At 46.3% G+C, this 26620-nt stretch carries 18 protein-coding genes; 15 read left to right on the top strand and 3 right to left on the bottom strand.

Annotated features, from left to right (window positions below):
• Positions 1–156: 156 nt before the first annotated feature.
• The 10 genes from RLO19_RS25910 (at position 157) to RLO19_RS25865 (ending at position 18447) form a co-directional block, all read left to right on the top strand.
• Complete coding sequence (locus tag RLO19_RS25910; protein ID WP_446360273.1) at positions 157–11061, top strand: amino acid adenylation domain-containing protein; 10905 nt, start codon at positions 157–159, stop codon at positions 11059–11061.
• Between the two features lie 21 nt (positions 11062–11082).
• Complete coding sequence (locus RLO19_RS25905; protein ID WP_446360272.1) at positions 11083–12213, top strand: TauD/TfdA family dioxygenase; 1131 nt, start codon at positions 11083–11085, stop codon at positions 12211–12213.
• Between the two features lie 20 nt (positions 12214–12233).
• Positions 12234–12794, top strand: coding sequence for an HD domain-containing protein (locus RLO19_RS25900; RefSeq protein ID WP_446360271.1), 561 nt, complete (start codon positions 12234–12236; stop codon positions 12792–12794).
• Positions 12795–12819: 25 nt separating this feature from the next.
• Complete coding sequence (locus RLO19_RS25895) at positions 12820–13452, top strand: class I SAM-dependent DNA methyltransferase (RefSeq protein ID WP_446360270.1); 633 nt, start codon at positions 12820–12822, stop codon at positions 13450–13452.
• Positions 13453–14018: 566 nt separating this feature from the next.
• Positions 14019–15296, top strand: coding sequence for an ergothioneine biosynthesis protein EgtB (gene egtB / locus RLO19_RS25890; RefSeq protein WP_446360269.1), 1278 nt, complete (start codon positions 14019–14021; stop codon positions 15294–15296).
• 42 nt (positions 15297–15338) lie between these two features.
• Positions 15339–15833, top strand: a complete 495-nt coding sequence (locus RLO19_RS25885) for a DUF427 domain-containing protein (RefSeq protein WP_446360268.1) — start codon at positions 15339–15341, stop codon at positions 15831–15833.
• A 23-nt stretch (positions 15834–15856) separates the two neighbouring features.
• Complete coding sequence (locus RLO19_RS25880) at positions 15857–15991, top strand: hypothetical protein (protein WP_446360267.1); 135 nt, start codon at positions 15857–15859, stop codon at positions 15989–15991.
• Between the two features lie 34 nt (positions 15992–16025).
• Positions 16026–16814, top strand: a complete 789-nt coding sequence (gene egtC, locus RLO19_RS25875) for an ergothioneine biosynthesis protein EgtC (RefSeq protein WP_446360266.1) — start codon at positions 16026–16028, stop codon at positions 16812–16814.
• Positions 16815–16837: 23 nt separating this feature from the next.
• Positions 16838–17554 (top strand): glutathione S-transferase family protein, encoded by a 717-nt coding sequence (locus RLO19_RS25870; protein ID WP_446360265.1) that lies wholly within the window; start codon positions 16838–16840, stop codon positions 17552–17554.
• Between the two features lie 107 nt (positions 17555–17661).
• Positions 17662–18447, top strand: coding sequence for a DUF4058 family protein (locus RLO19_RS25865; RefSeq protein WP_446360264.1), 786 nt, complete (start codon positions 17662–17664; stop codon positions 18445–18447).
• 155 nt (positions 18448–18602) lie between these two features.
• On the opposite strand, the gene RLO19_RS25860 is transcribed toward RLO19_RS25865, so the two are convergent.
• The 3 genes from RLO19_RS25860 to sufR form a co-directional block, all read right to left on the bottom strand.
• Positions 18603–19451: a hypothetical protein gene (locus tag RLO19_RS25860; RefSeq protein ID WP_446360263.1), complete on the bottom strand. Its 849-nt coding sequence runs from the start codon at positions 19449–19451 to the stop codon at positions 18603–18605.
• A 299-nt stretch (positions 19452–19750) separates the two neighbouring features.
• A complete protein-coding gene (locus tag RLO19_RS25855) occupies positions 19751–20002 on the bottom strand; it encodes a hypothetical protein (protein ID WP_446360262.1) in 252 nt (83 codons plus the stop codon).
• Positions 20003–20149: 147 nt separating this feature from the next.
• The gene (sufR, locus tag RLO19_RS25850) at positions 20150–20806 is read right to left on the bottom strand and encodes an iron-sulfur cluster biosynthesis transcriptional regulator SufR (RefSeq protein ID WP_446360261.1); all 657 of its coding nucleotides are present in this window, start codon (positions 20804–20806) and stop codon (positions 20150–20152) included.
• 243 nt (positions 20807–21049) lie between these two features.
• Between sufR and sufB the strand changes: the two genes are divergently transcribed.
• The 5 genes from sufB (at position 21050) to RLO19_RS25825 (ending at position 26344) form a co-directional block, all read left to right on the top strand.
• Positions 21050–22489 carry a Fe-S cluster assembly protein SufB gene (gene sufB / locus RLO19_RS25845; RefSeq protein ID WP_446360260.1) on the top strand — a complete coding sequence of 480 codons (1440 nt, stop codon included), beginning with the start codon at positions 21050–21052 and terminating at the stop codon, positions 22487–22489.
• Positions 22490–22661: 172 nt separating this feature from the next.
• Entirely contained in the window at positions 22662–23450 is a 789-nt protein-coding gene (gene sufC, locus RLO19_RS25840) for a Fe-S cluster assembly ATPase SufC (protein ID WP_446360259.1), read from the top strand.
• On the top strand, positions 23450–24808 hold the full coding sequence (sufD, locus tag RLO19_RS25835; protein WP_446360258.1) for a Fe-S cluster assembly protein SufD: 1359 nt from the start codon (positions 23450–23452) through the stop codon (positions 24806–24808). Before sufC ends, sufD begins: the two co-directional genes overlap by 1 nt.
• 24 nt (positions 24809–24832) lie before the next feature.
• Positions 24833–24997, top strand: coding sequence for a hypothetical protein (locus tag RLO19_RS25830; protein WP_446360257.1), 165 nt, complete (start codon positions 24833–24835; stop codon positions 24995–24997).
• Positions 24998–25081: 84 nt separating this feature from the next.
• Positions 25082–26344 (top strand): SufS family cysteine desulfurase, encoded by a 1263-nt coding sequence (locus RLO19_RS25825; RefSeq protein ID WP_446360256.1) that lies wholly within the window; start codon positions 25082–25084, stop codon positions 26342–26344.
• The last annotated feature ends 276 nt before the right edge of the window (positions 26345–26620 follow it).

The raw sequence follows: 26620 nt of genomic DNA, 5'->3' as shown, positions 1-26620 counted from the left end.
CTAAACCCGCCCTTGAGAAAACAGGGGTGTAGGGGCGGGTTTTACAAAGGCTTTTCACCCAACCCGGAAACGTTGTATAGTGGAAATTTATTCATGAAGGCTGTAATTAGAACCAAAGCCAAACCTTATTGCTCACGGAAATAGCCAGCCAGAACTATGCCCAAAAAACCTGAAACTGACAAGCTCCAGGATCACTGTGTTCATCAGTGGTTTGAGAAGCAGGTGCTGCAGACTCCTGATGCTGTCGCGATCGCGTTTGCTAATGAACAACTCACCTACGCCCAGTTAAATGCTCGCAGTAATCAAGTCGCCGATTATTTGCTCTCTCTCGGTGTCGGCGCTGATGTGCTGGTGGGTATCTGCATGGAGCGATCGCTAGATATAGTTGTGGGAATTTTGGGCATTCTTAAGGCTGGTGGCGCCTATCTCCCCCTCGATCCGGCTTATCCCCAGCCACGTCTGGCTTTTATGGTACAAGATGCTAAACCATCGGTACTGCTCACCCAACAGAAATGGGTAAACCGGATTCCCCAGGGTAAGGTACGTTTAGTTTGTTTCGATAGGGATGGGGAAACCCTTTCCCAGGCAAGTAATCGCAATCCCAGCCATCGGGCAAAACCCGATAACTTAGCTTATGTTATTTACACCTCTGGCTCAACTGGGCAACCCAAAGGGGTGTTAGTTACCCACCAAAATCTGGTTCATTCAACTTCGGCTCGCCTTGACTATTACCGGGAACCCTTAACGGCTTATTTATTACTTTCATCCTTTGCTTTTGATAGCTCTGTGGCGGGGATATTTTGGACTTTGTGTACGGGGGGAACTCTGGTGATTCCGCCGCCTAATTTTCACCAGGAGCCGAGGGAATTAACGGAATTAATTCAACAGCAGCGGATTTCTCATTTACTTTGTTTACCTTCGTTATATCGTTTACTTTTAGAGCAATCAGCACCGGAAAAATTGGCGTCTTTGCGTGCAGTTATTGTTGCCGGAGAAGCCTGTCCGCCGAACTTGATTCCCCGGCATTATCAACAGTTAACTCATACGTCTCTTTATAACGAATATGGTCCGACTGAGGCAACGGTGTGGGCGAGTGTCTATAAATGCGAACCCCAAGTAACGCTAACCCAAGTGCCAATTGGTCGTCCAATCAGGACTACTCAAATTTATTTACTTGATCCCGATCTTAACCCTGTGCCGATGGGGCAGCCGGGAGAAATTTATATTGGTGGAGCGGGTATCACTAAAGGCTATTTGCATCGTCCGGATTTAACTGAGGAGAAATTTATTCCGAATCCGTTTGGGGATGATCAATTCCCCCGACTTTACAAAACCGGGGATGTAGGTAGATATTTACCGGATCATACCCTGGAATTTTTGGGTCGAACCGATGAGCAGGTAAAAATTCGGGGGTTTCGGATTGAATTGGGGGAAATTGAGGCAGTTTTAAGTCATCATCCCCAGGTTAAAGAAACGGTGGTTATGGCGAGGGAAGATACGCCGGGAGATAAACGGTTGGTGGCGTATGTTGTCGGTGATCAGGAGGCGGATTTAGCGGCGCAAGCGGAACAGATTGCTCAATGGCAGGAGGTGGATAATGCGATTTACAGCCAAGGGGATGGGGCGCCGGATCAGGATGATCCAACGTTTAATATTATCGGTTGGAATGATAGTTATACGGGGCAACCAATTCCCGCTCAACAGATGCACGAATGGGTAGAAACTACGGTTGAACGCATTCGTTCGTATGAGCCAAAGAGTGTTTTAGAGATTGGTTGCGGCACGGGGATGCTTTTGTTTAGAATTGCGCCAAACTGTGCTAAGTATTTGGGGACGGATATTTCCCAAAAAGCCCTGGATTATGTGGCGCGGCAAATGGCAAGGTTGCCAGGAAATTGGCAGCAGGTGGAGTTATGTCAGAGAGCGGCGGATAATTTTGCCGGGATAGAACCTCAGTCGTTTGATGCCGTTATTATTAATTCGGTGATTCAGCTTTTTCCCAGTGCGGATTATTTAATTGATGTGCTGGAGAAGGCGACAAGGGTGGTTAAACCGGGGGGGTTTATTTTTGTTGGGGATATCCGGAGTTTGCCGTTATTAGCCGCGTTTCATGCTTCGGTACAATTGGCGCGATCGCTGGATAATCTCTCGAAAGAACAGTTGCGCCAACGTGTGCAAAAAAGTATCGATAATGAAGAGGAATTGGTGATTGATCCAGACTTGTTCTGGGCGCTAGGAGAACAGTTAGAGCGCATCAGTCACGTCGAAATTCAACTCAAGCGGGGGCGCTCTCATAACGAATTAACCCGATTTCGTTACGATGTGATTCTGCATATTGAAAACCCGACGGGTTCTCCTCTAGACATTACTGGGTTGGATTGGCAAAAAGAGGGGTTGAGTTTGCCCCAAATTCGGCAGATTCTCCAGGAGAATCTGCCAGAAGGATTAAGCATTAACAGGATTCCCAATCCTCGGTTAGGAGCAGAGATCAAACTGGTAGAATGGCTCAGGGAAAATAACCCAGAAACGGTGACGGTGGGTGAGATGCGATCGCGCCTACAGAGTTGGCAAGGAAAGGGTATTGAACCGGAAGCGTGGTGGGAGTTGAGTCAGGCGTTTCCCTATACCGTTTATGTGAATCAGTCAAACGCTCAGGCAGATTGCTATGATGTGTTCCTGCTACGACAAACAGACATCGTACAGAAACAACTACCTGACTTTTCACGGGTTCGGGAAAACCTCTCTCCAAACCTCTCTCCTGCGAGGAGAGAGGCTTTGAATTTTATCCCTTCCGTTTGGAGAGATTACACCAATAATCCCCTGAAGGGAAAACTAGCTCGTAAATTAGAACCGGAATTGCGTCGCTATTTACAACAGCAGTTGCCGGATTATATGATCCCCTCGGCTTTTGTCATCCTGGAGACAATGCCCCTGAATGCCAATGGGAAAATAGATAAAAAAGCATTAAGAGCACCAGAGCGATCGCGCCCAGCATTAGCCACGGATTTAGTGTTACCGGGAACCGAGATTGAGCAAGAGATTGCTCAGGTTTGGCAAGGGGTGTTGCAGTTAGATCAAGTGGGGGTTAACGATAACTTTTTTGACTTGGGTGGCAATTCCTTACTCCTGATTCAGGTGCATAAACAATTAGTCGAACGCTTGGGTTCAGAGTTATCTGTGGTTGCCCTATTTCAGTATCCCACGATTCGCCGTTTAGCCCAGCATTTGAGCCAAACGCCGTCAGCAGAAAACCCATTCCATCGCCGTCAAGGGATGAGGCGAAGGGTAGAACATCAGGAGATTGCAATTATTGGCATGGCGGGGCGGTTTCCAGGGGCAAAGGATATTCCCACATTTTGGCAGAATTTGCTGGATGGGGTGGAATCTATTTCTCAGTTGTCTGATCAGGAATTAGTGCCGGCTGATCCGACGTGGCGACAAAATCCCAACTATGTGAAAGCTGGGGCAATTTTAGCCGAGATTGACCAATTTGATGCCGACTTTTTCGGCTATTCTCCCAGAGAAGCCGAAATCATTGATCCACAACAACGGATTTTTTTAGAATGTGCGGTGACAGCCTTAGAAGATGCGGGCTATAATCCGGAAACATATCCCGGCGCGATCGGGGTTTATGCAGGTAGCGGGATTAATACTTACTTCACTAATAATGTTTGTTCCAGTCGAGAGTATGGTAATAATCGCTCCTTCTTAGAAACCATGAGCGATGTGCAGATGACAATCGGACAAGCGCCAGATTTTCTGCCGACGCGGGTGTCTTATAAACTGAATTTAACTGGACCGAGTGTAACTATTCAAACCGCTTGTTCTACAGCATTGGTGGCGGTGCATAGTGCCTGTCAGAGTTTACTGAGTGGGGAATGTGATCTGGCATTAGCTGGGGGAGTGGCGATTCGTTTGCCCCAAAAGACGGGATATGTTTATGAACCAGGGGCTGTATTTTCCCCCGATGGGCATTGTCGCGCCTTTGATGCTGAGGCACAAGGCACCGTGTTTGGGAATGGTGTAGGCATCGTGGTGCTGAAACGATTGGCGGATGCGATCGCGGATGGGGATAAAATTGATGCGGTGATTAAAGGTTCGGCAATTAATAATGATGGGGCGTTAAAGGTGAGTTATGCCGCCCCTTCGGTAGCAGGGCAAGCCGCGGTGATTGCGGATGCTCTAGCGGTGGCGGGAATTGAAGCAAGTACGATTAGTTATGTGGAATCCCATGGTACGGGTACTCCCTTGGGTGATCCGATTGAAATTGCCGCCCTGACTCAGGCGTTTCGGGAAACTACTTCAGAAAAAGGGTTTTGTGCCATTGGTTCGGTGAAAACTAATATCGGACATTTGGCGAATGCGGCGGGAATTGCCGGGTTAATTAAAACAGTTTTGGCACTGAAACATCGGGTAATTCCGGCGAGTTTGCACTTTGAAACAGCGAATCCCCGGATTGATTTTGCTAATAGTCCATTTTGGGTGAATAATAAATGCCGGGAATGGGAAACTAATGGGGTGCCACGCCGCGCTGGGGTAAGTTCTTTTGGCATGGGGGGAACCAATGTTCATGTCGTGTTAGAAGAAGCGCCGGGGATGGGGAATCGGGAATCGGGAATCGGGAATCGGCAACAGGAAATAGGAAATAAAGAGCGTCCCTTCCATATATTTACCCTATCCGCCAAGACAAAAAAAGCCTTGTCGGAGTTAAAGGAAGCCTATATCACCTATCTGGATACTCATCCAGAGGTAGAACTAGCCGATATATGTTTTACCGCCAACGTAGGGCGGAAACAATTTCCCCATCGGTGGGCGGTTGTGGTAGCATCAAAAGCCGAACTTCGAGAACAATTGGTTCAGGCTTCTGGGGAGATGATCCGACAGGAGACTCCTGGGGAAAAAATCGGCAAAATCGCCTTTTTATTTACCGGACAAGGTTCTCAATACCCGAATATGGGGCGCCAACTCTACGATACCCAACCGACATTTCGGGAAGCGCTGGCACAGTGTGATCAAATTCTGCGTTCTCAACTCGAAATCCCCTTACTTGAGGTACTCTATGGGGACAATTCATCAGCCACCCAGTTAAATCAAACCGCTTATACTCAACCTGCCTTATTTGCCCTAGACTATGCCCTATTCCAATTATGGAAATCTTGGGGCATAGAACCTGATATTGTCATGGGACATAGTGTCGGGGAATATGTCGCCGCTTGTGTGGCTGGGGTGTTTAGTTTGGCAGAGGGGTTGAACTTAATTGCTCACCGGGGGAAGTTAATGCAAGCTTTACCCGATGATGGGGCGATGGTGTCGCTGATGGCATCTGAGAAACGGGTGCAAGGGGCGATTGAAGGATATGAAAACGATGTCTCGATTGCCGCGATTAATGGCAGCGAAAGTGTGGTAATTTCTGGGAAACGGGATGTAATTAATCAGATTTGTGAAACTTTAGCGGTTGAGGGGATTAAAATGAAACCCTTAACCGTTTCCCATGGGTTTCATTCGCCATTAATGACGCCTATGTTGGCAGAATTTGAGCGGATTGCTCGACAGGTTAACTATTGTTCCCCCCAGATTACTCTCATTAGTAATGTTACTGGAGCCATGGCGCAAAATGAGATAACTACTGCCGAGTATTGGGTGCGTCATATCCGAGAACCGGTGCAATTTGCCCCCAGTATGCAGAGTTTAGAACAGCAGGGGGTAGAAATATTCGTCGAACTTGGACCCAAACCCGTTTTACTAGGCATGGGGCGTCAGTGTTTACCCGAAAATGAGGGGTTGTGGTTGCCTTCTTTGCGCCCTGAATTTTCACGTCATCTAGAAAAATCGAGATCAAACCTAACCCCCCAGCCCCCTTCCCACCCCTCTCGTTCTCCCCTACCCCCCTCGTTCCCCCCTGCGAGGGGGGAGGACAGAGGATGCTTCGCTTCTTTTGCACGGGAGATGGCAAAGGATGCTTCGCTTTTTTTTGCAGGGAAGGAGGAGAATTCAAAGCCTCTCTCTAACCCCCCTTGCCCCCCTTTCAAAGGGGGGCAAGGGGGGATGGAGAGAGGTTTTCCCGATTCCGTGAAAAGTCAGAGTTGGCGCCCACCCCAAGCCGATTGGCAGCCCCTGTTAACCAGTTTGGTACAACTGTATCTGAATGGGATATCAGTGAATTGGGCGGGGTTTGATCGCGACTACCCGCGTCGCCGTGAACATCTGCCGACTTATCCGTTTCAGCGACAACGCTATTGGCTTGAACCCAAGAAAGGGGGCGGTGGTACGAAAGCACCTGCGACGAGCCATCCCTTACTGGGTGAACGATTGGATTTAGCGGGAACATCAGAGATTCGCTTCCAATCCCAAATTAGTCAAGATGGAGAGAATTTGACCTATTTGGCAGATCATCGCATTTTGGGGCAGGCGATTCTACCCCTAACTGCCTATTTAGAAATGGCGTTAGCCGCAGGGAAAACAATGTTCCCCGGTAAAGCTATTACCTTGCAAGAGGTGGTTATTGAGCAACCCCTGGTGCTGGCGGAATCAAACACCCTACAACTGGTGTTAACGCCGAAAGGAAATAATATAGCAGTAGATACATCTGTTAGGACAAACACATTTCTGAAGACGTTCCATCGGAACGTCTCTACAAATCCATCCTGTTTTAATCCTATTGGCGGTTGCTGTATTTATTCATTCCAAATTTATAGTCGGATGGCGGCTGGGGAAACGTCGCTAAACCCGACGTGGATACGTCATGGTTTTGGGGATATTTTAGTCGGGAAGTCGGGAGAGGGAAATCCCAGAGTAGGGCAACCGATACCTTTTAATTTAGCCGCTTGGCAGGCGCAATGTCCCGAAGAGATAGTTCCTGAACAATTTTACCAAGAGCGGCGATCGCAGGATATCGACTTTGGTCCGAGTTTTCAAGGATTAGAACAACTCTGGAAAGGGGAGGGAGTGGCTCTGGGTAGAATTCGGGTGCCAGACAGGGTTTGGCAGGCAATCGATGAGTATACCTTACACCCAGCTTTATTAGATGCGAGTCTGCATCTATTGGGCGCTATTTTACCCGAGGGCACCTATTTACCCGTCATTGTAGAGCATCTACAGGTTTACCGTCCCCCGAGTCGCCAGTTGTGGAGTTATGCCACCCTGGATGTCGGAAATGTCGGGAATTTCGGGAATGTCGGGAATTTCGGGGGTGTAGGGGCGAAGCATTCGGGCAGATCAATCTTGCCTCATAACCAAAAATTGACAACCCGAATGCTTCGCCCAGGGGAAATCCTGAATGCAGAAGTTAACCTCTTTGATAATCAGGGAAATTTGGTAGCATTCATTTCTGGGTTATGCCTACGACGTGCCAATCAACAGAATATCACTCACCGCTCCGAGTTAGAGAAACACCTATACGAAGTGATTTGGCAACCGAATCAGGATATTTCTCGCCCTCAAGAGAGTGAACCCGGAAATTGGTTAATCTTTGCCGATGGGAAGGGTATGGGTGAAGCCTTAGCCCAGAGTCTGTTGGCAAAAGGATATCGCTGTACCCTGGTGATTCCTGGTGATAAATATCAACAATTAGAAGCAAAATCAGATAGTGTCGCTGGATACTATCAAATTAATCCCGCCGCGCCACAAGAATTTCAACGCCTGCTCAAAGATAACCCCTTTTCCTGGCAAGGAGTGGTGCATTTGTGGAGTATGGAAGGGGAAGCGGAGGCGCTAAAGCACTCACTACAAACGTCTCAACTCCTAGGTGTAGGTAGCGCCTTACATCTGGTGCAAGCCCTATCAAATGCGAAACTATCCCCCCGTTTATGGCTCGTTACTCAAGGGGCAAAACCGATTGATTCGACTCCTGTGCAAGTCTCCCAGGCGCCGTTATGGGGTTTAGGTCAAGCTATTTCCCTAGAATATCCTGAACTACAGTGTAAGCGTTTAGACTTAGATCCATTGGCGGCAGACAGGGCATCATCAGTAGAAGTGCTGCTCGATGAACTGTTTACTGAGGATGATAATGAAGACCAAATCGGCTATCGTCAAGGGGTGCGTTATGTCCCCCGACTCAAGCGTTTCCACATTCAAAAAACAGCTATCAAAGTTCCCCTTTTTAAGGGGGATTTAGGGGGATCTCCGACTCCAGTACGGGTAAAACTTGAGAGTTACGGTATCTTAGACAATCTAGAGTTAGCCCCCCTAACGCGCCGTCAACCCAAAGCTGATGAAGTAGAAATTCAAGTGCGGGCGGCGGGGTTAAACTTCCGAGACGTACTCAATGCCCTGGGAATGCTGCGGGAGTATTATGAAAACGAATTAGGAATTAGTCATCCTGGGGAGGTTCCCTTTGGGTTTGAATGTGCTGGGGAAATTGTTGCAGTTGGGGAAAATGTTTCTAATTTCCAGATAGGCGCTCGCGTGATGGCGTTGGCGACAGGTAGTCTGGCAAGTTTTGTCACCGTTGCGGCGACTCAGGTTACCCTCAAACCGGAAGGGTTCAGTTTTGAAGAAGCCGCCACGATTCCCGCTGCCTTTCTCACCGCTGACTATGCCCTGCACGAGTTAGCCAAGATTCAAGCCGGTGAGAGTATCTTAATTCATTCTGCCGCCGGCGGTGTTGGTCAAGCGGCTGTACAACTGGCGCAACGGGTGGGAGCCGAAATTTTTGCCACGGCGAGCCCGAAAAAATGGGAGTTTCTCCAGGCAATGGGGATTAATCATGTCATGAACTCCCGCACCTTAGATTTTGCTGAGGAGATTAAACAACTTACCCAGGGGCAAGGGGTGACTATTGTTCTGAATAGCTTTAATAAAGAGTTTATCGATAAAAGCTTTGAAATCCTGGCTCACAATGGACGATTTATCGAACTCGGCAAAATCGATATCTGGGATAATCAGAAAGTTCAGCAACAGCGCCCCGATGCGGCTTATTTTCCCTTTGACTTAGGAGAAGCCTACCAGCAAAACCCAGATTTACTCCCTTCCCTCTTTGCTCACCTCTTATCCGGGTTTGCCGAGGGTAGCCTCAAACCCTTACCGATGAAAGTTTTCTCCCTAGAAAATGTTGTTGAGGCTTTCCGATATATGGCAGGCGCCAAACATATTGGCAAAGTTGTCATTTCTCTGTCAGAATCGCCATCTTCAACCGTAATCCGAGGTGAGGGTAGTTATTTGATTACGGGCGGGTTAGGCGGTTTAGGGATTAAAGCCGCTCAATGGCTCATTGAGGAAGGCGCCAAACATATCGTTTTAGCCAGTCGCCGAGGCATCCCCTCACCAGACGTTAGCGCCGAAATCCGCCAATTGGAGCAACAGGGAGCAGAGATTTTAGTAGTGAAAGCCGATGTCGCCCAATATGAGGAGGTGGCTCACTTAATCGCCGCTTGTCCCCAACCCCTACGGGGGATTATTCACGCCGCTGGCGTGTTAGATGATGGGGTGCTGCCAAACCAATCTTGGGCAAGATTTGAGAAGGTAATGGCGCCAAAAGTGGCAGGTTCCTGGAATTTACATCAATTAACCAAAGATCTACCCTTAGACTTGTTTATTTGTTTCTCCTCAGCAGCATCCATTACCGGAATGGTGGGGCAAGGAAACTATATCGCTGCCAATACATTCCTGGATACACTGGCTCATTACCGTCGCGCCTTAAATCTACCCGCTCTATGTGTAAACTGGGGCGCTTGGGGTGACGTGGGGATGGCGGCTAAACTCAGCCAAGAGCAACAGTTGCGATTAGCGGCTCAAGGGATTGATTTGATTACCAATTCAGACGGGTTTCAAGTGCTGGGTAGGTTAATCGCCGAAAATGCCACCCAAGTGACTGTACTACCGATGACCGATTGGTCAAAATGGCTTAGTGGATTTCAACAACCGCCGCCTTTCTATGAGTATTTGATGTCAAATGTTGCGGCGACACCGGAGGAATCAACGCCATCATTCAGGTTAGAGTTAGAGCGAATCCCGGCATCAGCGCGTCGAGATTGGCTGATGTCTCATGTTCGAGGATTGGTGGGGAAAACTCTAGGCTTAAAGGAACCGGAAAACATTGAGTTAGGGCAACGGTTATTTGATTTAGGGTTAGACTCGTTGATGGCAATTGAGTTAAGAAGTTATCTACAAACAAATTTGGGCTGTAATTTACGATCGACTCTACTGTTTGACTATCCAACCTTAGAAGCCCTGGTTGATTATCTCGCGATAGCGGTTCTGGATTTAGCCGAGTCAACCCCAACCCTATCCCATACCTCTACCCTAGTGGCGATTCAACCCCAGGGTAATAAACCTCCCTTGTTTTGTCTGCCGGGAATTTTAGGTAATGTGTTTCAACTCGAACCCCTAGCCCGTTATCTGGGAAATGAGCAACCGTTTTATGGGTTGCGATCGCTGGGTTTGGATGAAGACATTGAACCCTATACCAATATGGCTGATATTGCCGCTCACCAGATCAAATCCATCCAAGAGATACAACCCCATGGTCCTTATTTTATCGCTGGGCATTCCTTTGGGGGTAAAGTGGCGTTTGAAATCGCCAACCAGTTACAGGCTCAAGGGCAGGAAGTTTCTCTCCTGGCAATTATGGATATTCAAGTACCTGTTGTCGAACAGGAAAAAGATGCCATTCATTGGCATGACAGCAAATATACAAGGGGACTCGCGAGGATGTTTGAACGCTCCCTAGAGCAAGACTTAAACCTACCATCATCCCTTGACTCTTTGAGTTTGGATGAGCAAATCAACCTGCTCCGATTAACCTTGAAAAAAGTGGGACAGGTATTTAGCGAAACTGAATTGAGGCGACTGTTTCAGGTTTATAAAGCCAATATGCAAGCCATGACTCAATATGTCCCCTCGCAGGTTTATCCCAACCCAATTACCCTGTTGCGAGGGAGTGAAGTTCACCCAGGAGATGATTTTCTACCCGATGAAGTGATGACTCAACAAGATCCAACTTGGGGCTGGAGTCAGCTTTCTGCCCAATCGTTAGATGTTCAAATTGTTCCAGGAAATCATTTCACGATGATGATGGAACCCCAGGTTCAGAGTTTAGCCCAACGACTCAAAACTTTTCTATGAAAAAACAATAAAGACTAAAATATGCTGGAAACACCAAATTTAATAATTAATAAACAATTTCTAACTATTCAGGGGAAACGCTTCCATTACGTCTGGTTACGCGATCATTGCTTATGCCCCAAGTGCTACGATCCGAGTTCTCGCCAAAAAATGTCCGACTTGAGCGATTTTGTCCTCGATCCTCAACCTTTTTCCGTAAACCTACAGGACGATCGCCTAGTCATTAACTGGGACGAATACTCTAGCCATCAGAGCGTCTTTCCGCTTTCCTGGCTACTGGAGCGTGCCTACGATCCGAAGCCTAAACCAGAGTCTCTCTGCCAACAGATCCTGTGGGATCGAGCCTGGTTTGATACACATAAAATAGAATGGTCAGAGTATTGTGGAGACAGTCAGAAGACACGTAAGATTTTGACCGAACACCTTTCTAAATTAGGCTTGGCAGTTTTGCGGAATGTAGCGATTGAAGACCTCGAAGCTTTACTGTTGTCCATTGGTCCCATTTACGAATTTGCTAAATTTGGAAATTTCTCTACAGTAAAGCCAGTACCGAGTTCATCGAATCTATCTTCAGATCTATCTATGTCATCGGAGGGTTCTGCTTTGTCACTGCATACAGATTTTACTTATCTAAATGCTCCTCCCTTGGTACAAGCCTTATATTGTGTCAAAAATGATGCATCTGGAGGTGAGTCAATAGTTGTAGATGGGTTTAAATTGGTCGCAGATTTTGGCAAAAAATATCCTGATTATTTTCATGTATTGGCTAATATTCCTGTAAAATTTAAACAGTTTATAGAGAGGTGGAATTACTTATTCTCTCGGACAAGTCCTATTGTCAAGTTAAATGACCAAAGTCAAGTAGCAGCTATTTGTTTTTCTCATAAAAATATTCATATAGACTTACCCTATAAAAAAATAGATATTTTCTATCAAGCCTATGATTCATTTTTAAAGTATTTAAATAATCCAGGCTATCGATATTATTATCGTCTGCAAAAAGGAGATTGTCTACTTGTAAACAACTTCCGGGTATTACATGGACGTAAAGCCTTTGATTCTCGTTCAGGAACTAGACACTTAGAAATAACATTTATTGAGTGGGATTACTTTCAGGGACAGAAAAGATTTGATGCCGCATCAAACTATTGATTAAATCGGAATTAAATTCAATGAACAAAATCGTCAATTTTACCAGAGCTGATCTCGCAACTGAAAAAGAACTAAAAATTATAGATAATTGTTTTGAAGAACACATCAAATGCTTGACGAAGAGAATTATTGAAGCACTTCTAGGTTTACGTGGCAATCAAATGGGATATCGTGTGGATCAACTCGAACACTCGCTGCAGACAGCAACACGAGCATTGCGTGATGGCAGTGATCAAGAAACAATTGTTTGTGCCTTACTACATGACATCGGTGAACACCTAGCTCCTGTCAACCACGGTGAATTAGCCGCAGCAATATTACGACCCTATGTATCCCCAGAAAATGCCTGGATAGTACAGTATCACGGAATCGTGCAGAGCGACAGCTACTTACATCAATTGGTATTAGATGGCAATGAATATAAGCGATTGCAAGAGCATCCAGCTTTCGAGCAGACAATTCGGTTCTGCCATAAGTGGGATCAAATTTCCTTCGACCCCAATTATGACACCTTACCCTTATCCGTTTTTGTGCCAATGCTGGAAAATGTTTTCAGCCAAAAGGTCAAATGTCTCAGTTGAGTAAACGTTGATAATCAAGATAACTATGTCAGATAAAATCCAGTGGGTTTATAGTTCGCAAGATAATCGCCAACTCCGCGATCGCTATAACCAATGGGCAAAGGACTACGAACGCGATTTAGCTGAAACCTTTGGTCGTCCTAACCGCGAACCTATCGTCGATCTCACTCTTAAATACGTCCCCAAAAATGCCCTAATCTTAGATGCGGGAGCCGGCACCGGTACAATGGGTCAATGGCTGCACCAGGAAGGCTATGACAACCTAGTCGGAATTGACCTTTCCCCAGGGATGATGGCTGAGGCACAAAAGAAGAATGTCTACACCCAGTTACGCCAAATGATATTAGGCGAACCCTTAGACTTTCCCACAGCTACCTTTGACGCCGTTACCGCTTGTGGCGTATTTACTTATGGACATGCTCCGAGCCATTCGTTTGATGAATTAATTCGTGTCACTAAACCCCAAGGATACATTATATTTACCCTACGCCCCGACTTCTACGAAAGCAGTGACTTTAAAGACAAAATGAGAGACTTAGAAACACAAGGAAAGTGGACATTAACCGAACGGGGAGCTCAATATCAAGCGGAACCCAAAGGACAACCCGATCTGTATTTACAAACCTGGGTATATCAGATTTGTCGGGGGGGTTTGTAGGGGCTTGGTTCCCAAGCCCTTCCGTCATATCATGTCCGGTTGAATACTAATTAGGGTAAGGGGAAGATGGGGTTGTAGAGACTCCTCCGGTGGAACGTCTGGAAGATGGGGAAGATAGGGAGACGTTTTGATTATTTATGGATGAGAAAGCCGGATATCATTTCACCTGCCGCAACCTGATAACTAAAGCTTATAATTTTTGGGTTTAAGTTTTAATAGTCTAAAGATAAGAAGACTTCGGGCGGGCAAAATAGCTCCCTAGCAAAACCCCACTTGATCGGGCTTTGAGGGTGTAGTATGATATTTTTTTAATAGTGTAATATAGGCTAATTATGGTCAAAATTTAATCTATAACGCTTAAAAGCCTTAATGCTGCGTCATTTTCGCCGCGATCGCGTCCCCAAAAGCCAAATACTACAAACATACTTAATTACCCAATTTCCGGGACAGACTCCGGGGCAGATTTGACAAAAAAGCCATTCTATGCGTATAGCCCCCCGGACAACCCAATTCTCGTTTCCCAAGGTGTCACTAAACAGCAATCTTTATTATCCTTACTAATCATAATGTTAATCACCCATCCTAATTCTCCAACCTCAAACCAGCCATCCTTATCCGCCTACTACCAACAAATCCGCCAACTCAGCGAACAAATTTGTCAACCCTTAGAAATTGAAGACTATGTGGTTCAAAGTATGGCAGATGCTAGCCCAATTAAATGGCATCTCGCCCATACGGCTTGGTTTTTTGAAGCCTTTATATTAGTCCCTCACCTCAAAGGCTACAGAATTTTTCACCCCAACTATGATTACCTCTTCAACTCCTACTACGAATCATTAGGAAAACGAGTTCCAGCCGCCCAACGCGGCACCTTATCGCGCCCCACCGTCGCCGAAATTTATCGCTATCGTGCATCTGTCGATGAAGCCATCCAGTCATTAATCGCAGCAAATTCCGGAAACTCAGAATTAGAAGCCCTAATTATCCTTGGACTCAACCACGAACAACAACATCAAGAATTTCTATTGACCAACATTAAACATATCTTTGGCAATAATCCCCTACGTCCCATCTACAACCCTAATTTACCCATTCCACCTGCTCCATCTGTCGTCAAACCACTAGAGTGGCTAAACTATCCCGCCCAATTATATGAAATAGGTCACAACGGTAAAGGATTTGCCTTTGATAACGAACAGCCCCGCCATCAGGTTTACCTGCAAGACTATCAACTTGCCTCGCGATTAATCACCAACGGCGAATACCTGGAATTTATCCAAGCAGGCGGTTACAACAACCCTGATTATTGGCTATCAGAAGGGTGGAAAACAGCACAATCTCAACAATGGCAAGCCCCCTTATATTGGGAACAAATCGATGGCGATTGGTGGTTAATGACACTAGGAGGAATGCGTCGCTTAAATGAAAACGAACCCGTTTGTCATCTAAGCTTTTATGAAACCGATGCCTATGCACGTTGGGCAGGGAAACGGTTACCCACGGAAGCCGAATGGGAAATAGCCACCGCCAATCTTCCCGTCAAAGGTAACCTCTTAGAAACCGGACTATTGCACCCTAAACCCGCCACAGGAAGCGATTCCCCTCAGCAACTATTCGGCGATGTTTGGGAATGGACAACTAGCACCCATCAACCTTATCCCGGCTGTCGCCTAGAAGCCGGAATCATCGGTGAATATAATGGCAAATTAATGTGTAATCGTTTAGTTTTACGGGGTGGCTCCTGTGTAACGTCTTTGTCTCATATTCGTCCCACCTATCGCAACTTTTACCCCCCGGCTACTCGGTGGCAATTCACCGGCATTCGCTTAGCCGATACCGATTAAATTCGCTCACGTCATCCAATTAAAATAGTGTAGGAGTGTTTCATGATACCCAAACCCATTCCCCCTAGTCCCGGTCAAGAATCCGTCTGGGATTATCCCCGCCCTCCCCGCATTGAAGATGTAACGAAGCCGATTAAAATTATATTCAATGGTGAAGTCATTGCCGAAACCCGCCGTGCCAAAAGAGTAATAGAAACCAGCCATCCACCTAACTACTTTATTCCCGTAGACGATATCAAGATGGAGTATTTAACTCCAAGTTCTCACTCCACTTACTGCGAGTGGAAAGGACGGGCATCTTACTATACCTTGAGAGTAGGCGATCGCGAAGCCAAAAACGTGGCTTGGTACTATACTAAAATATTCCCTGCCTACGAAGAACTCATCGGTTATGTCGGCTTTTATCCCAGACCAATGGATGCTTGCTATGTGGATGATGAGAAAGTACAACCCCAACCCGGCGATTATTATGCCGGCTGGATCACCCAGGATATTGTTGGTCCGTTCAAAGGCGAACCGGGAACCTGGGGGTGGTAGGGGGAGCAATGTAGAGACGTAGCATGCTACGTCTCTTAGCTGGGGCAGATGGAGATGCTGTAGGGGCGGGTTTTACAGATAACGTTATGTTGATGTCGGATAGCTTAACTAAACCCGCCCTCCTAAAAGGATTTTGCTGGCGAATGTTACTGGCATAGCGCGAAAAATGACCAATGACCAATGATTTAAATTATGTGTCGATTACTGGCTTACCTCGGTTGTCCCATTCAACCCAATCGCCTAATATACCAACCCGAACATTCCCTGGAAATCCAAAGTTACAAACCAAAGGAAACAATAACCACCTCCGTCAATGCCGACGGAGTAGGGTTAGGGTGGTATGACAATCAACAAGATAGCGAACCCTTTATCTATAAAAATATCCTGCCGATATGGGGCGATATTAACTTACCCCATCTGAGCCGTTATATTAATTCTGGATGTTGCTTAGCTTACGTCCGCAGTGCTACCCCCGGACAAGCCTCAAACTTGAGTAACTGCCAACCATTCAGTTGCGATCGCGTCTTATTCATTCACAACGGCTTCATCGAAAACTTCCGAGACACCCTCTATCACCCGATTCGCAAGCATCTCAGAGAGGACATTTATCGAAAAATCGAAGGAACGACGGATTCGGAACATATCTTTGCCCTACTCGCCAACGAGTTAGCCGTCAGAGGAACGTCTTTACCTGTCGCTTTAACAGAAAGCTTAAAGACACTCACCAAATTAGCCCAATTGGATACAATCAGCTTCAGTGCCAATATTGTCGTCAGCGATGGACAGCAGCTCGTTGCATCTCGTTTTGCTAGGGGGACATCAGCACCATCTCTTTATTGGCTGCTAAAGGATACCGCTTTCCCCAACTCAATTATTATTGCATCTGAACCCTTGTTTCCAGGCAAATGGAATCCTTTCCCTGACGATAGCATTCTCTGGGTGGGGAAAGATCTCGCACCGACGATGCATCAAATTGATTAACATCTAAGGACTGAAAAAGTATCATGAAAGACGTTCCTGTTTTAGTGTATTTTCAAGGGAAAGGTAGAGCCGAACTTTCACGTCTTATTTTCACCTGTGGTGAGGTTTCATTTGACGATCAAAGACTCTCCTTTGAAGAATACGGGCAAATGCGCTCCACTGGGGAGCTTCCCTTTGGTCAACTACCGATTCTGAAGCTAGGGGATACAGTAATCAGCCAGTCATGCGCGATCGCTCGTTATGCAGCTAAACAAGCAGGACTTTATCCCATAGACCATTTACAGGCAGCCCTATCCGATATGATCGTTGATGCCTGGAGAGATCTCCAGGATTTGCTGTATGGGTGTTATGTTGACCGGGTGGTGGAACAAGGTCAGTTCATTATGACATTTAGAGAACCATCAGTTAAAGTGAAGCGGTTAAACGAGTATTTCGCCACATCCGTACCCATGCACTTAGAGCAGTTTGAGCAAATAATTACTCAAAATCAAGCCTCTTCATTTCTAGTTGGCTCATCCTTAACCTGGGCAGATATCGCGGTATTTGACCTTCTGTGTATATATGATCATACCGGGAAATTCTGGAATGATCCTTCTGGATTTTCCTACATCCCAGAACCCGATGGACCTTATCAGCCGCCCAAGGATTTGTTGCAGCCTTATCCAAACCTGGAAACGCTGAAAAATACAGTGAGTCAAATCCCACAGATTACCACTTGGCTGCAAGCTCATCCATATTAAACTAAGACGGATTTAATTAATCTGTCTGATTCCGGGATTTCCCCGTGCTAGGGCAAAACGACGATAAAATTTAAGCAACAAGAATCGAACGCCAAGGAGGGAAATTTATGCCAAACCCGTTTCCGGGGATGAACCCTTACCTAGAACATCCGGAAATCTGGCCCGGAGTCCATCACTGGCTAATTGTTGAATTAGCTAGGTCACTTTCTCCTCAACTGCGCCCAAAATACAGAGCAGCGGTTGAGGTTCGTCTGTATGAAACAGTTGGCGAACAATCCCTACTGATTGGTGTTCCTGATTTAACGGTCAAACGTTCACAGGCGACAACGAAACAACCGATGAGTAATGTTGCTGTCGCCCCATCTCCAACTCAACCCAAAATCGTAGAAGTTCCTGTACCGGAAACAATTAAGCAAGGGTATTTAGAAGTCCGAGAAGTCGCCACAGGTGAAGTTGTCACCGTTATTGAGATACTCTCTCCGATTAATAAACGTTCCGGAGAAGGACGCGATAAATATGAAACTAAACGCCATAAAATCTTCGGCAGTTCAACTCATTTAGTGGAAATTGATTTACTGCGGAAGGGGCAACCTATGCCAGTATATCATAGCAATGGTCAAACTCATTATCGAATTTTAGTCAGTCGAGGAGAGCGTCGTCCTCAAGCTGATTTATATGCCTTTAATTTACCCAATGCGATTCCCTCATTTCCCTTACCCTTGAAGTCTGGAGATCAGGAACCCGTCGTTGATTTACAGGTATTGTTGAATAATATGTACGAGCAAGCCAGTTATGATTTAGCAATCGATTATACGCAAGAACCTTTACCGCCATTGTTTGCAGATGATCGGGTTTGGGTTAATACATTGTTAACCGAGCAACAACTGCGATAATGCTAGCAGGTAAAACTGTAAGCTGTCATGCCACTACGGGCGTGGCACACTTAATTTGATAGATTAGATGCGGCTTGTATAGCAGTAGACACATCGATTAGGACTTTCCTTTCCTGTGGTAGAGACGTTGTATGCAACGTCTCTACCTAATCCTTCTATCGATTCAGCTTTTGCATCAACTTACGGATTCCCCAAACACCCATAGCGAATAAACCTAATCCTGTAGAGGCTTCTGGAATATCGACGGGTTCTGAATCGGTGGGAATCCGAGTAATAGCAACCGCATCAAGATAGGAGCGATTTTGGCGGAACCGAAAACTGAGGGATTCAAAATAGTCTCGACCTTCCAGGTTATCTTGGATACTAACGCTCATGGGTAGCGTTGAACCGTCTTGAGCGGAAAACACTTGCCAATTATCATTCAGCCAATAGTAAGGCGTGACTTCAACAGTATCCATTCCCGTTTTACTCAATGTGAGTCGGAAACTCTCGTAAGTTTCAGTATCAGGAAATTGATCGGGAACAACCAGCTCTTGTTCAACCTCATGGGGAATATTAAAGCCGGGATCAACGTAAAGTAAATAGGGTAAGTTGCGGAAATTGCCATCACGGGGAGAAACAGGACGGATATTCCAGTTAATTTGGCGCGGTTCCTGGGTATCTGTTGGTGCAACATTCAGTTCCACAAAGAACTTACCCAGTTCGGGCTTACTTCGATCTGTGCGAGCGCTCCAGTAAATAGCGATATCACCATCATCTAAATCCAATTGATTCAACGATGAGAGATCGTAGTAGGCTGATGCCCAATTCGCCTCAGGATTAGCCTGAAGTTCACCCTGAGCGACAGTAGTATTGTTTAGCTGCCAATCATTTGCGTTATCAAATGTGCTGTGATAAATTTCTTGTTCATTCGGATTATAGGTAAAAAAATTCGCCGCTTGCGCTTTTGCCGCTACACCAGCGACGAAGGCGACCGATAGTAAAAATGTTAATTTGAGTTTCACGGAATTACCTCTACGCACGAGTTTTGTCTACTCGCCATCATAATTAACCTTCACCAGCGAATAGGAAAAATCCGTATAAAATTACCCACTAAATCTATGAATTTTTAGTGAACTAATTTTATTTTTTTGAATAAATTTATTTTTGTTAACTTATATCAAAATTCATGGTCTTAACCTTGACAAATCAGGGGCAAATACTAAAATTTAAAGCTCTATTTTTCTCTAAAAATAAATTAATCAACAGGACGAATCCTGTTGATCCAGCTTGGTTGTATCGGATTTCAAAGAAGCCGGGGGAATCACCACTTCAAAAATGCGGCATCCGATCCCTGTTCATGGCGAATCTTGCTGTCTTTTTCAAACCAATCAATCACCTGCTGAGGCGTCAATTCTTCAACGGCTACTCCTGTGTCTTGGGCGATATGGGTTAAAAGGCGCAGGGATGAAATAGTTAATCGGGTTAAAAACTTATAATGGGATGCGAGTAACGCTTTATCGACCGCAGCAGATTCCTCTGGACTTAAAAATTGTGTTGTCGGTTGTTGGGACATGAGAAATTGGGGGTGCAGGGAGAGTCAATCTGTAGGGGCGGGTTTTACCCATAACGTTGTGGCACAAAACCGATAACTTGACTAAACCCGCCCTTGTTGGGGAGATGGGGGAGATGGGGGAAGGGATTACCAATGAACCATGACAAACTATTTCGCCTTAATCAAATAACCACACTGATGTTCTCCATGATTAATCCAGTGAGTGCGCTCGACTTGGCAATCGGGTAGAATGGCGGCAAACATTTCTAATTCATGTCCGCAGACGCTAGGAAAGGATTCAGCGACGTTGGAAATAGCACAGTTGTGTTCTTTCAAAATAAACTGGTTACGGGTCTGTTGACTCACGTCACTGGATTCAACTGGATACCATTCAGCCATATACCCTTCACTTTGGCGCAGTTCTACCAATTTGGCGACTCGTTCTGCTAATGAACCTTTACCCAAGCGCTGGCGGTATTCCAGGGCTTTGCGTTTCCACTGCTTCTGGAGAATGGTACTCACCTGATCCCGACCTACTGTTTCTTCCAAGGTGTCTAGCAAAGACACAGCAAACTCGCCATAATGGTTAGGGAAGCGATCGCGTCCTTTCTTGCTCAAGCGGTAAACATGCTGAGGACGCCCCATTCCCATCGATACCGACTCATACTCTATCAGTCCCTCGGTTTCCAAATCCTTCAGGTGACGCCGAATGGCTTGGGGACTAATATCCAGAGCTTCCGCTAATGCCTGCGCGATCGCTCGCTCCTGTTTGAGTAAATACTGCAAAATGTCTTGCTTGGTAGAAGATTGCTGAGTGGTGGTCATCGGCTTTTGGGGTAAAATCACGCTTGTGTTAGGGCAACAGAAGAAATGCAGTTGACTTTGACAACATCTTAGTTGTTAATATAACCTACAATAGAGTTAAACAACAAAAGTGTTGTTTAACCCTATTGCTAGTGCAACGTGACCCAATTAGCCTGAACTCGGGAAAACTGGTGACGGGTCCATTGATACAGAAACGCTCCCGCCCACTTCCCATCCTTAGTAGAAGAGAGAACCCTTAATCCAATGACTGCTACCGTCAAGAAATTAGTCAACCAGCCCTACAAGTACGGCTTTGTCACCGATATCGAAGCCGACACCATTCCCCGTGGCTTGAATGAAGACGTAGTCCGCCTGATCTCCGCCAAGAAGAACGAACCGGAGTTCATGCTGGAGTTTCGCCTCAAAGCCTATCGCCAATGGTTAAAGATGGAGGAACCAACGTGGCCCCACGTTAACTATCCGCCCATCGACTACCAGAATATCATTTACTACTCCGCCCCGAAAAAGAAAACCGAAAAGCTCAACAGCCTGGAAGAGGTTGACCCAGCCCTCCTAGAAACCTTTGAAAAGCTGGGGATTCCCCTGTCTGAACAGAAGCGACTGTCCAACGTCGCTGTAGATGCTATTTTTGACAGCGTTTCCGTCGCCACCACATTTAAAGAAAAATTAGCCGAAGTCGGCGTTATCTTCTGTTCCATCTCCGAAGCGCTGCAAGAACACCCAGAATTGGTGCAGAAATATCTGGGTACTGTTGTCCCCGTAGGCGATAATTACTTTGCTGCCCTCAACTCGGCTGTGTTTAGTGACGGTTCCTTTGTATTTATTCCCAAAGGCGTCAAATGTCCCATGGAACTATCCACCTATTTCCGGATTAATACCGGGGACACAGGACAGTTTGAACGCACCCTGATTGTCGCCGAAGAAGGTAGTTCGGTGAGCTACTTAGAAGGGTGTACAGCGCCTATGTACGACACCAACCAACTTCACGCCGCTGTTGTGGAACTCGTCACCCTAGATAACGCCGATATTAAATACTCCACCGTACAAAACTGGTTTGCAGGTGACGAAAAGGGTAAAGGAGGAATCTATAACTTTGTCACCAAGCGCGGCTTGTGCAAAGGAGTTAACTCCAAGATTTCCTGGACGCAGGTAGAAACCGGTTCAGCGATTACCTGGAAGTATCCCAGTTGTGTCCTCGTGGGGGATAACTCCGTGGGTGAATTTTACTCCGTGGCGTTAACCAATAACATGCAGCAAGCCGACACCGGCACTAAAATGGTGCATATTGGCAAAAATACCCGTAGCACTATTATTTCTAAAGGAATTTCCGCTGGTAATTCTAAGAATAGCTATCGGGGTTTAGTGAAAGTGAGTCCCAAAGCAAAAGGGGCGCGGAATTATTCCCAGTGCGATTCCATGTTGATTGGCGATAGGGCTGAGGCGAATACTTTCCCCTATATTCAAGTTGAAAATAATACGGCTAAAGTCGAACACGAAGCCTCAACCTCGAAAATTGGCGAGGATCAGCTTTTCTACTTTACTCAACGCGGAATCTCAGAAGAAGATGCTGTCTCCATGATGGTTAGTGGGTTCTGTCAGGATGTCTTCAATAAATTGCCGATGGAATTCGCCGCTGAAGCCGATAAATTATTGAGTCTGAAATTAGAAGGAGCCGTGGGTTAGGTTGAGTGTTGAGTGTTGACACGTACCATGGCGCGTCTTTCCGGGGCGGGTTTTACTACTCTTGTTCCGTTGCACCCAGATGTGACTCGCGCCCGCCCCGACCAGCTACGTCTGGAACACCCTATCTCCCTTATCCCGAAGAATCATTGATCTGAATTGGTGAAAACGTGTAATGATTAGAGAAAATAGCGACGTAATCTTATCCGTCCACAATTTGACGGCAAATGTTGAAGGACAACAAATCCTCAAAGGCTTAAACCTAGAGGTGAAGGCGGGAGAAATTCACGCCATCATGGGGCAAAATGGCTCAGGTAAAAGCACCTTTTCCAAGCTTTTAGCGGGACATCCCGCCTACGAAGTCACCGGAGGCGAGGTGACATTTCTGGGGCAAAATCTGCTGGAACTCGAACCCGAAGAACGGGCATTGGCTGGCATTTTTCTAGCGTTTCAGTATCCATTAGAAATTCCTGGGGTGAGTAATTTAGACTTCTTGCGCGTCGCTTATAATTCCCGCCGTAAGCATCAGGGATTAGAGGAAATTGATACGTTTGACTTTGAAGACCTAATCGAGGAAAAACTGGAAATTGTCAAGATGAATCCCAGCTTCCTGGAGCGCAGTTTAAATGAAGGCTTCTCTGGCGGCGAGAAGAAGCGGAATGAGATTCTGCAAATGGCGTTGTTAGAACCAAAACTGGCGATTCTGGATGAGACGGATTCCGGTTTGGATATTGACGCCCTAAAGATTGTCGCCAACGGGGTGAATCAGTTAGCAAGTCCTGACAATGCCATGATTCTGATTACCCACTACCAACGGATGCTCAATTATATTGAACCCGATTATGTCCATGTCATGGCAGCAGGGCGCATTCTCAAAACCGGGGGTAAGGAATTGGCATTAGAATTAGAATCCCGTGGTTATGATTGGGTGATAGAAGAAGCGGCGGCTGAGGTGATTGCCTAATGAGTATACAACTATCTGCGAAACCGGAAATTTCCTATTTAAAGGCGCTATTAGACGAATGTCGCCAAGATGAACCCGTTGTCGGGGGACAATTAAACGCCACTCTCCAGCAACTGCGCGACCAAGCGGCGGCGATTGTGCAAGAATTAGCAATTCCAACTCGTCGCGATGAAGAATGGCGGTTTACGGATTTGTCGCCGTTATTGGCGGTGAATTTTCAAGGGGTGGAGACGTTTTTTGAGCAATTCCTGCAACACTTAGACTTGACTTCCCTCACCCTACCCGAAACCCCGAATAGTCGATTAGTCTTCGTCAATGGGGTGTATGCGCCGGTTTTATCGTCGGTAAGTGGATTACCCGAAGGCGTATATGTGGGGAATTTGGCGGGTTTACCTGGGGCGTATGCAGGGAAAATCCAAAATTATTTGGGGAAGCAACAGGGCGCTTGTGATGTCTTCACCGCCCTAAATACATCGGGACTCACGGATGCGGCGGTGGTGTGGGTTCCCCAAAATAGAATAGTCGAGACACCGATTCATCTGCTGTTTATTTCCACGACTGACGACGTACCTGTAATATGCCAACCGCGCTGTCTGGTGGTTGCTGAAGCGGGTTCGGTGGTGAATCTGATTGAACATTACGCGGCGAATGTAGAAGGATGTCCAGATATTCCGGTCAATTGTCCTTATTTCAATAACCCAGTGACGGAGATTTGGCTTGAGGAAGGTTCCCAAGTTATCCATACCCGGAATCAGCGAGAAGCGATTGATGGGTTCCACATTGGTAAAACAGCGGTAAGTCAAGCCCGGAATAGCCGCTATACTTGTAACGCGATTAGTTTAGGGGCGAAACTATCTCGGCATAATTTAGAAATCGTGCAAACGGGTGAGGCGACAGAAACTACGCTCAACGGTTTAACTATGATTGGTGGGGAACAGGTGGCAGATACCCATAGTGCGGTGCGGTTAAATCATCCTCATGGCATAACCAACCAGTTGCACAAATGTATCATAGATGACCGGGCGCACGGAGTATTCAATGGTAAGGTTTTCGTGCCCCAAGGGGCTCAATTCACCAATGCGGCTCAATTGAATCGCAATTTATTGCTTTCAGCTAAAGCCCGTGTGGATACCAAACCGCAACTGGAAATTACGGCTGACCAAGTTAAATGTTCTCACGGTGCGACAGTGAGTCAATTAGACCCAGAAGACGTATTCTATTTACAAAGTCGAGGATTGAATGAAACTAATGCCCGGAATTTGTTAATTGATGCCTTTGTCGCGGAGATTCTCCAGGGAATTCCTGTGGAATCCCTGGGGCAAAGACTTGCCCAATGTGCGATGTGTAGGACAATGTAGTCCCCAAATATGTAGAGAGGTGCTATGGCACGTCTTTCCGGGGCGGGTTTAGGGATTAAGGTGAATGTCACGCTCCTGGTATGCTGGTGGGCAATGCCCACCCTACGGTATATCAAAGGTTTTGGTGATCTCACACTGTTTATTTCAGTGCCATTCGGATTAAGGTTGATTGTTTTATCTAGTTTTTAGGCAAAACCCGCCCTGAATCTGAGTCTTGATTTCTATAATTGTTTGACAAATGACCAATGACATAAGACAAATGACGAATAACCAATGACCATCACCCAAGAAAAAACCTTAGCTGCTATCGTCCGTTCTGACTTTCCCATTTTGCAGGAGAAAGTTCACGAGAAACCGTTGATTTATCTTGACAGTGCTGCTACCTCTCAGAAGCCGTTGGCGGTGCTGAAGGCGCTGCAAAATTACTATGAAAGGGATAACGCCAATGTCCATCGAGGCGCTCATGCGCTGAGTGTGAGGGCGACAGAAGCCTATGAGTCGGCGCGGGATAAGGTGGCGGCGTTTGTGAATGCGGCGTCGCGGAATGAGATTGTTTTTACCCGGAATGCCTCAGAATCGATTAATCTGGTGGCGTATAGCTGGGGATTAAATCGTTTGCAGCGAGGGGATGAGATCATTCTCTCGGTGATGGAACATCACAGCAACATTGTTCCCTGGCAAATCATTGCCCAGAAGACGGGGGCGGTGTTGAAGTATGTGGAACTGACACAAAGCCAGGAGTTTGATTTAGAACAGTTCAAGTCTCTGATTTCTGAGAAGACGAAGTTAGTTAGTGTGGTGCATGTCTCGAATACGTTGGGATGTATTAACCCAGTCCAAGAGATTATTGCGATCGCACATCAGTATGGCGCTAAGGTATTGATTGATGCTTGTCAATCTGTCCCTCATATGCCGATTGATGTGCAGGGGATGGGTTGTGACTGGTTAGTGGCATCGGGTCACAAAATGTGTGCGCCTACAGGGATTGGTTTCTTGTATGGGAAATTAGATTTGCTGCTGGAAATGCCGCCGTTTATGGGTGGGGGTGAGATGATTTCGGAAGTCTTTCTCGACTATTCCACCTACGCCGAATTGCCCCACAAATTTGAAGCGGGAACACCTGCGATTGGGGAAGCGATCGCGCTGGGTGCGGCGGTAGACTATTTAATGGGGATTGGTATGGATAAAATCCATGCTTATGAGGAGGAACTTACGGCGTATTTGTTCCAGCAGTTACGGGATGTTCCTGATTTGACTCTGTATGGTCCAAAACCGACAGCAGAGGGGAAAGGAAGGGCTGCTTTGGCATCGTTTAATGTTGAGGGATTGGCGTCGAGTGATGTGTCTACGTTATTAGACCATGAAGGGGTGGCGATTCGTTCGGGTCATCATTGTACTCAGCCGTTACACCGTATTTTAGAGGTAATGGGTTCGGCGCGGGCGAGTTTGTATTTCTACAATACGCGGGAAGAGATTGATGTTTTTGTTCAGGCGTTGAAAGAGACGATTGATTTTTTTAAAAGTGTTATGGAGTAGAGTAAGATTTAGGATATCCTACCAATATAATACATCTGTCACATCTAGGATGCGATCGGGGCGGGTTTATATAGGTAAATAGTGAGTCCCATCAGTTTGCCGTAAAACCCGCCCCTACAAAAGACGCGATCGCACGTTCTCAGGATGGATTTGATTAAAATTTAGCATACCCTACCCATCAAATAAACCGCGAACAATTTCTGACAATCTGTAATTTTTTGGGGGTTGATGGCTGGATTTTGCCGACGTAGTAGATGCTGTAGGGGCGGGTTTTAC

Origin of the sequence: Coleofasciculus sp. G2-EDA-02, from assembly GCF_040226375.1 — a bacterium.
In the GTDB taxonomy this organism is placed as follows: Bacteria; Cyanobacteriota; Cyanobacteriia; order Cyanobacteriales; family Coleofasciculaceae; genus Coleofasciculus.
This window is presented reverse-complemented; position numbering and strand designations above follow the sequence as displayed.

What these genes read in the sequence shown, in the direction of transcription:
- RLO19_RS25910 (WP_446360273.1), top strand. Translation starts at nt 157, where the DNA reads ATGCCCAAAAAACCTGAAACTGACAAGCTCCAGGATCACTGTGTTCAT.
- RLO19_RS25905 (WP_446360272.1), top strand. Translation starts at nt 11,083, where the DNA reads ATGCTGGAAACACCAAATTTAATAATTAATAAACAATTTCTAACTATT.
- RLO19_RS25900 (WP_446360271.1), top strand. Translation starts at nt 12,234, where the DNA reads ATGAACAAAATCGTCAATTTTACCAGAGCTGATCTCGCAACTGAAAAA.
- RLO19_RS25895 (WP_446360270.1), top strand. Translation starts at nt 12,820, where the DNA reads ATGTCAGATAAAATCCAGTGGGTTTATAGTTCGCAAGATAATCGCCAA.
- egtB (WP_446360269.1), top strand. Translation starts at nt 14,019, where the DNA reads ATGTTAATCACCCATCCTAATTCTCCAACCTCAAACCAGCCATCCTTA.
- RLO19_RS25885 (WP_446360268.1), top strand. Translation starts at nt 15,339, where the DNA reads ATGATACCCAAACCCATTCCCCCTAGTCCCGGTCAAGAATCCGTCTGG.
- RLO19_RS25880 (WP_446360267.1), top strand. Translation starts at nt 15,857, where the DNA reads ATGCTACGTCTCTTAGCTGGGGCAGATGGAGATGCTGTAGGGGCGGGT.
- egtC (WP_446360266.1), top strand. Translation starts at nt 16,026, where the DNA reads ATGTGTCGATTACTGGCTTACCTCGGTTGTCCCATTCAACCCAATCGC.
- RLO19_RS25870 (WP_446360265.1), top strand. Translation starts at nt 16,838, where the DNA reads ATGAAAGACGTTCCTGTTTTAGTGTATTTTCAAGGGAAAGGTAGAGCC.
- RLO19_RS25865 (WP_446360264.1), top strand. Translation starts at nt 17,662, where the DNA reads ATGCCAAACCCGTTTCCGGGGATGAACCCTTACCTAGAACATCCGGAA.
- RLO19_RS25855 (WP_446360262.1), bottom strand. Translation starts at nt 20,002, where the DNA reads ATGTCCCAACAACCGACAACACAATTTTTAAGTCCAGAGGAATCTGCT.
- sufR (WP_446360261.1), bottom strand. Translation starts at nt 20,806, where the DNA reads ATGACCACCACTCAGCAATCTTCTACCAAGCAAGACATTTTGCAGTAT.
- sufB (WP_446360260.1), top strand. Translation starts at nt 21,050, where the DNA reads ATGACTGCTACCGTCAAGAAATTAGTCAACCAGCCCTACAAGTACGGC.
- sufC (WP_446360259.1), top strand. Translation starts at nt 22,662, where the DNA reads ATGATTAGAGAAAATAGCGACGTAATCTTATCCGTCCACAATTTGACG.
- sufD (WP_446360258.1), top strand. Translation starts at nt 23,450, where the DNA reads ATGAGTATACAACTATCTGCGAAACCGGAAATTTCCTATTTAAAGGCG.
- RLO19_RS25830 (WP_446360257.1), top strand. Translation starts at nt 24,833, where the DNA reads ATGGCACGTCTTTCCGGGGCGGGTTTAGGGATTAAGGTGAATGTCACG.
- RLO19_RS25825 (WP_446360256.1), top strand. Translation starts at nt 25,082, where the DNA reads ATGACCATCACCCAAGAAAAAACCTTAGCTGCTATCGTCCGTTCTGAC.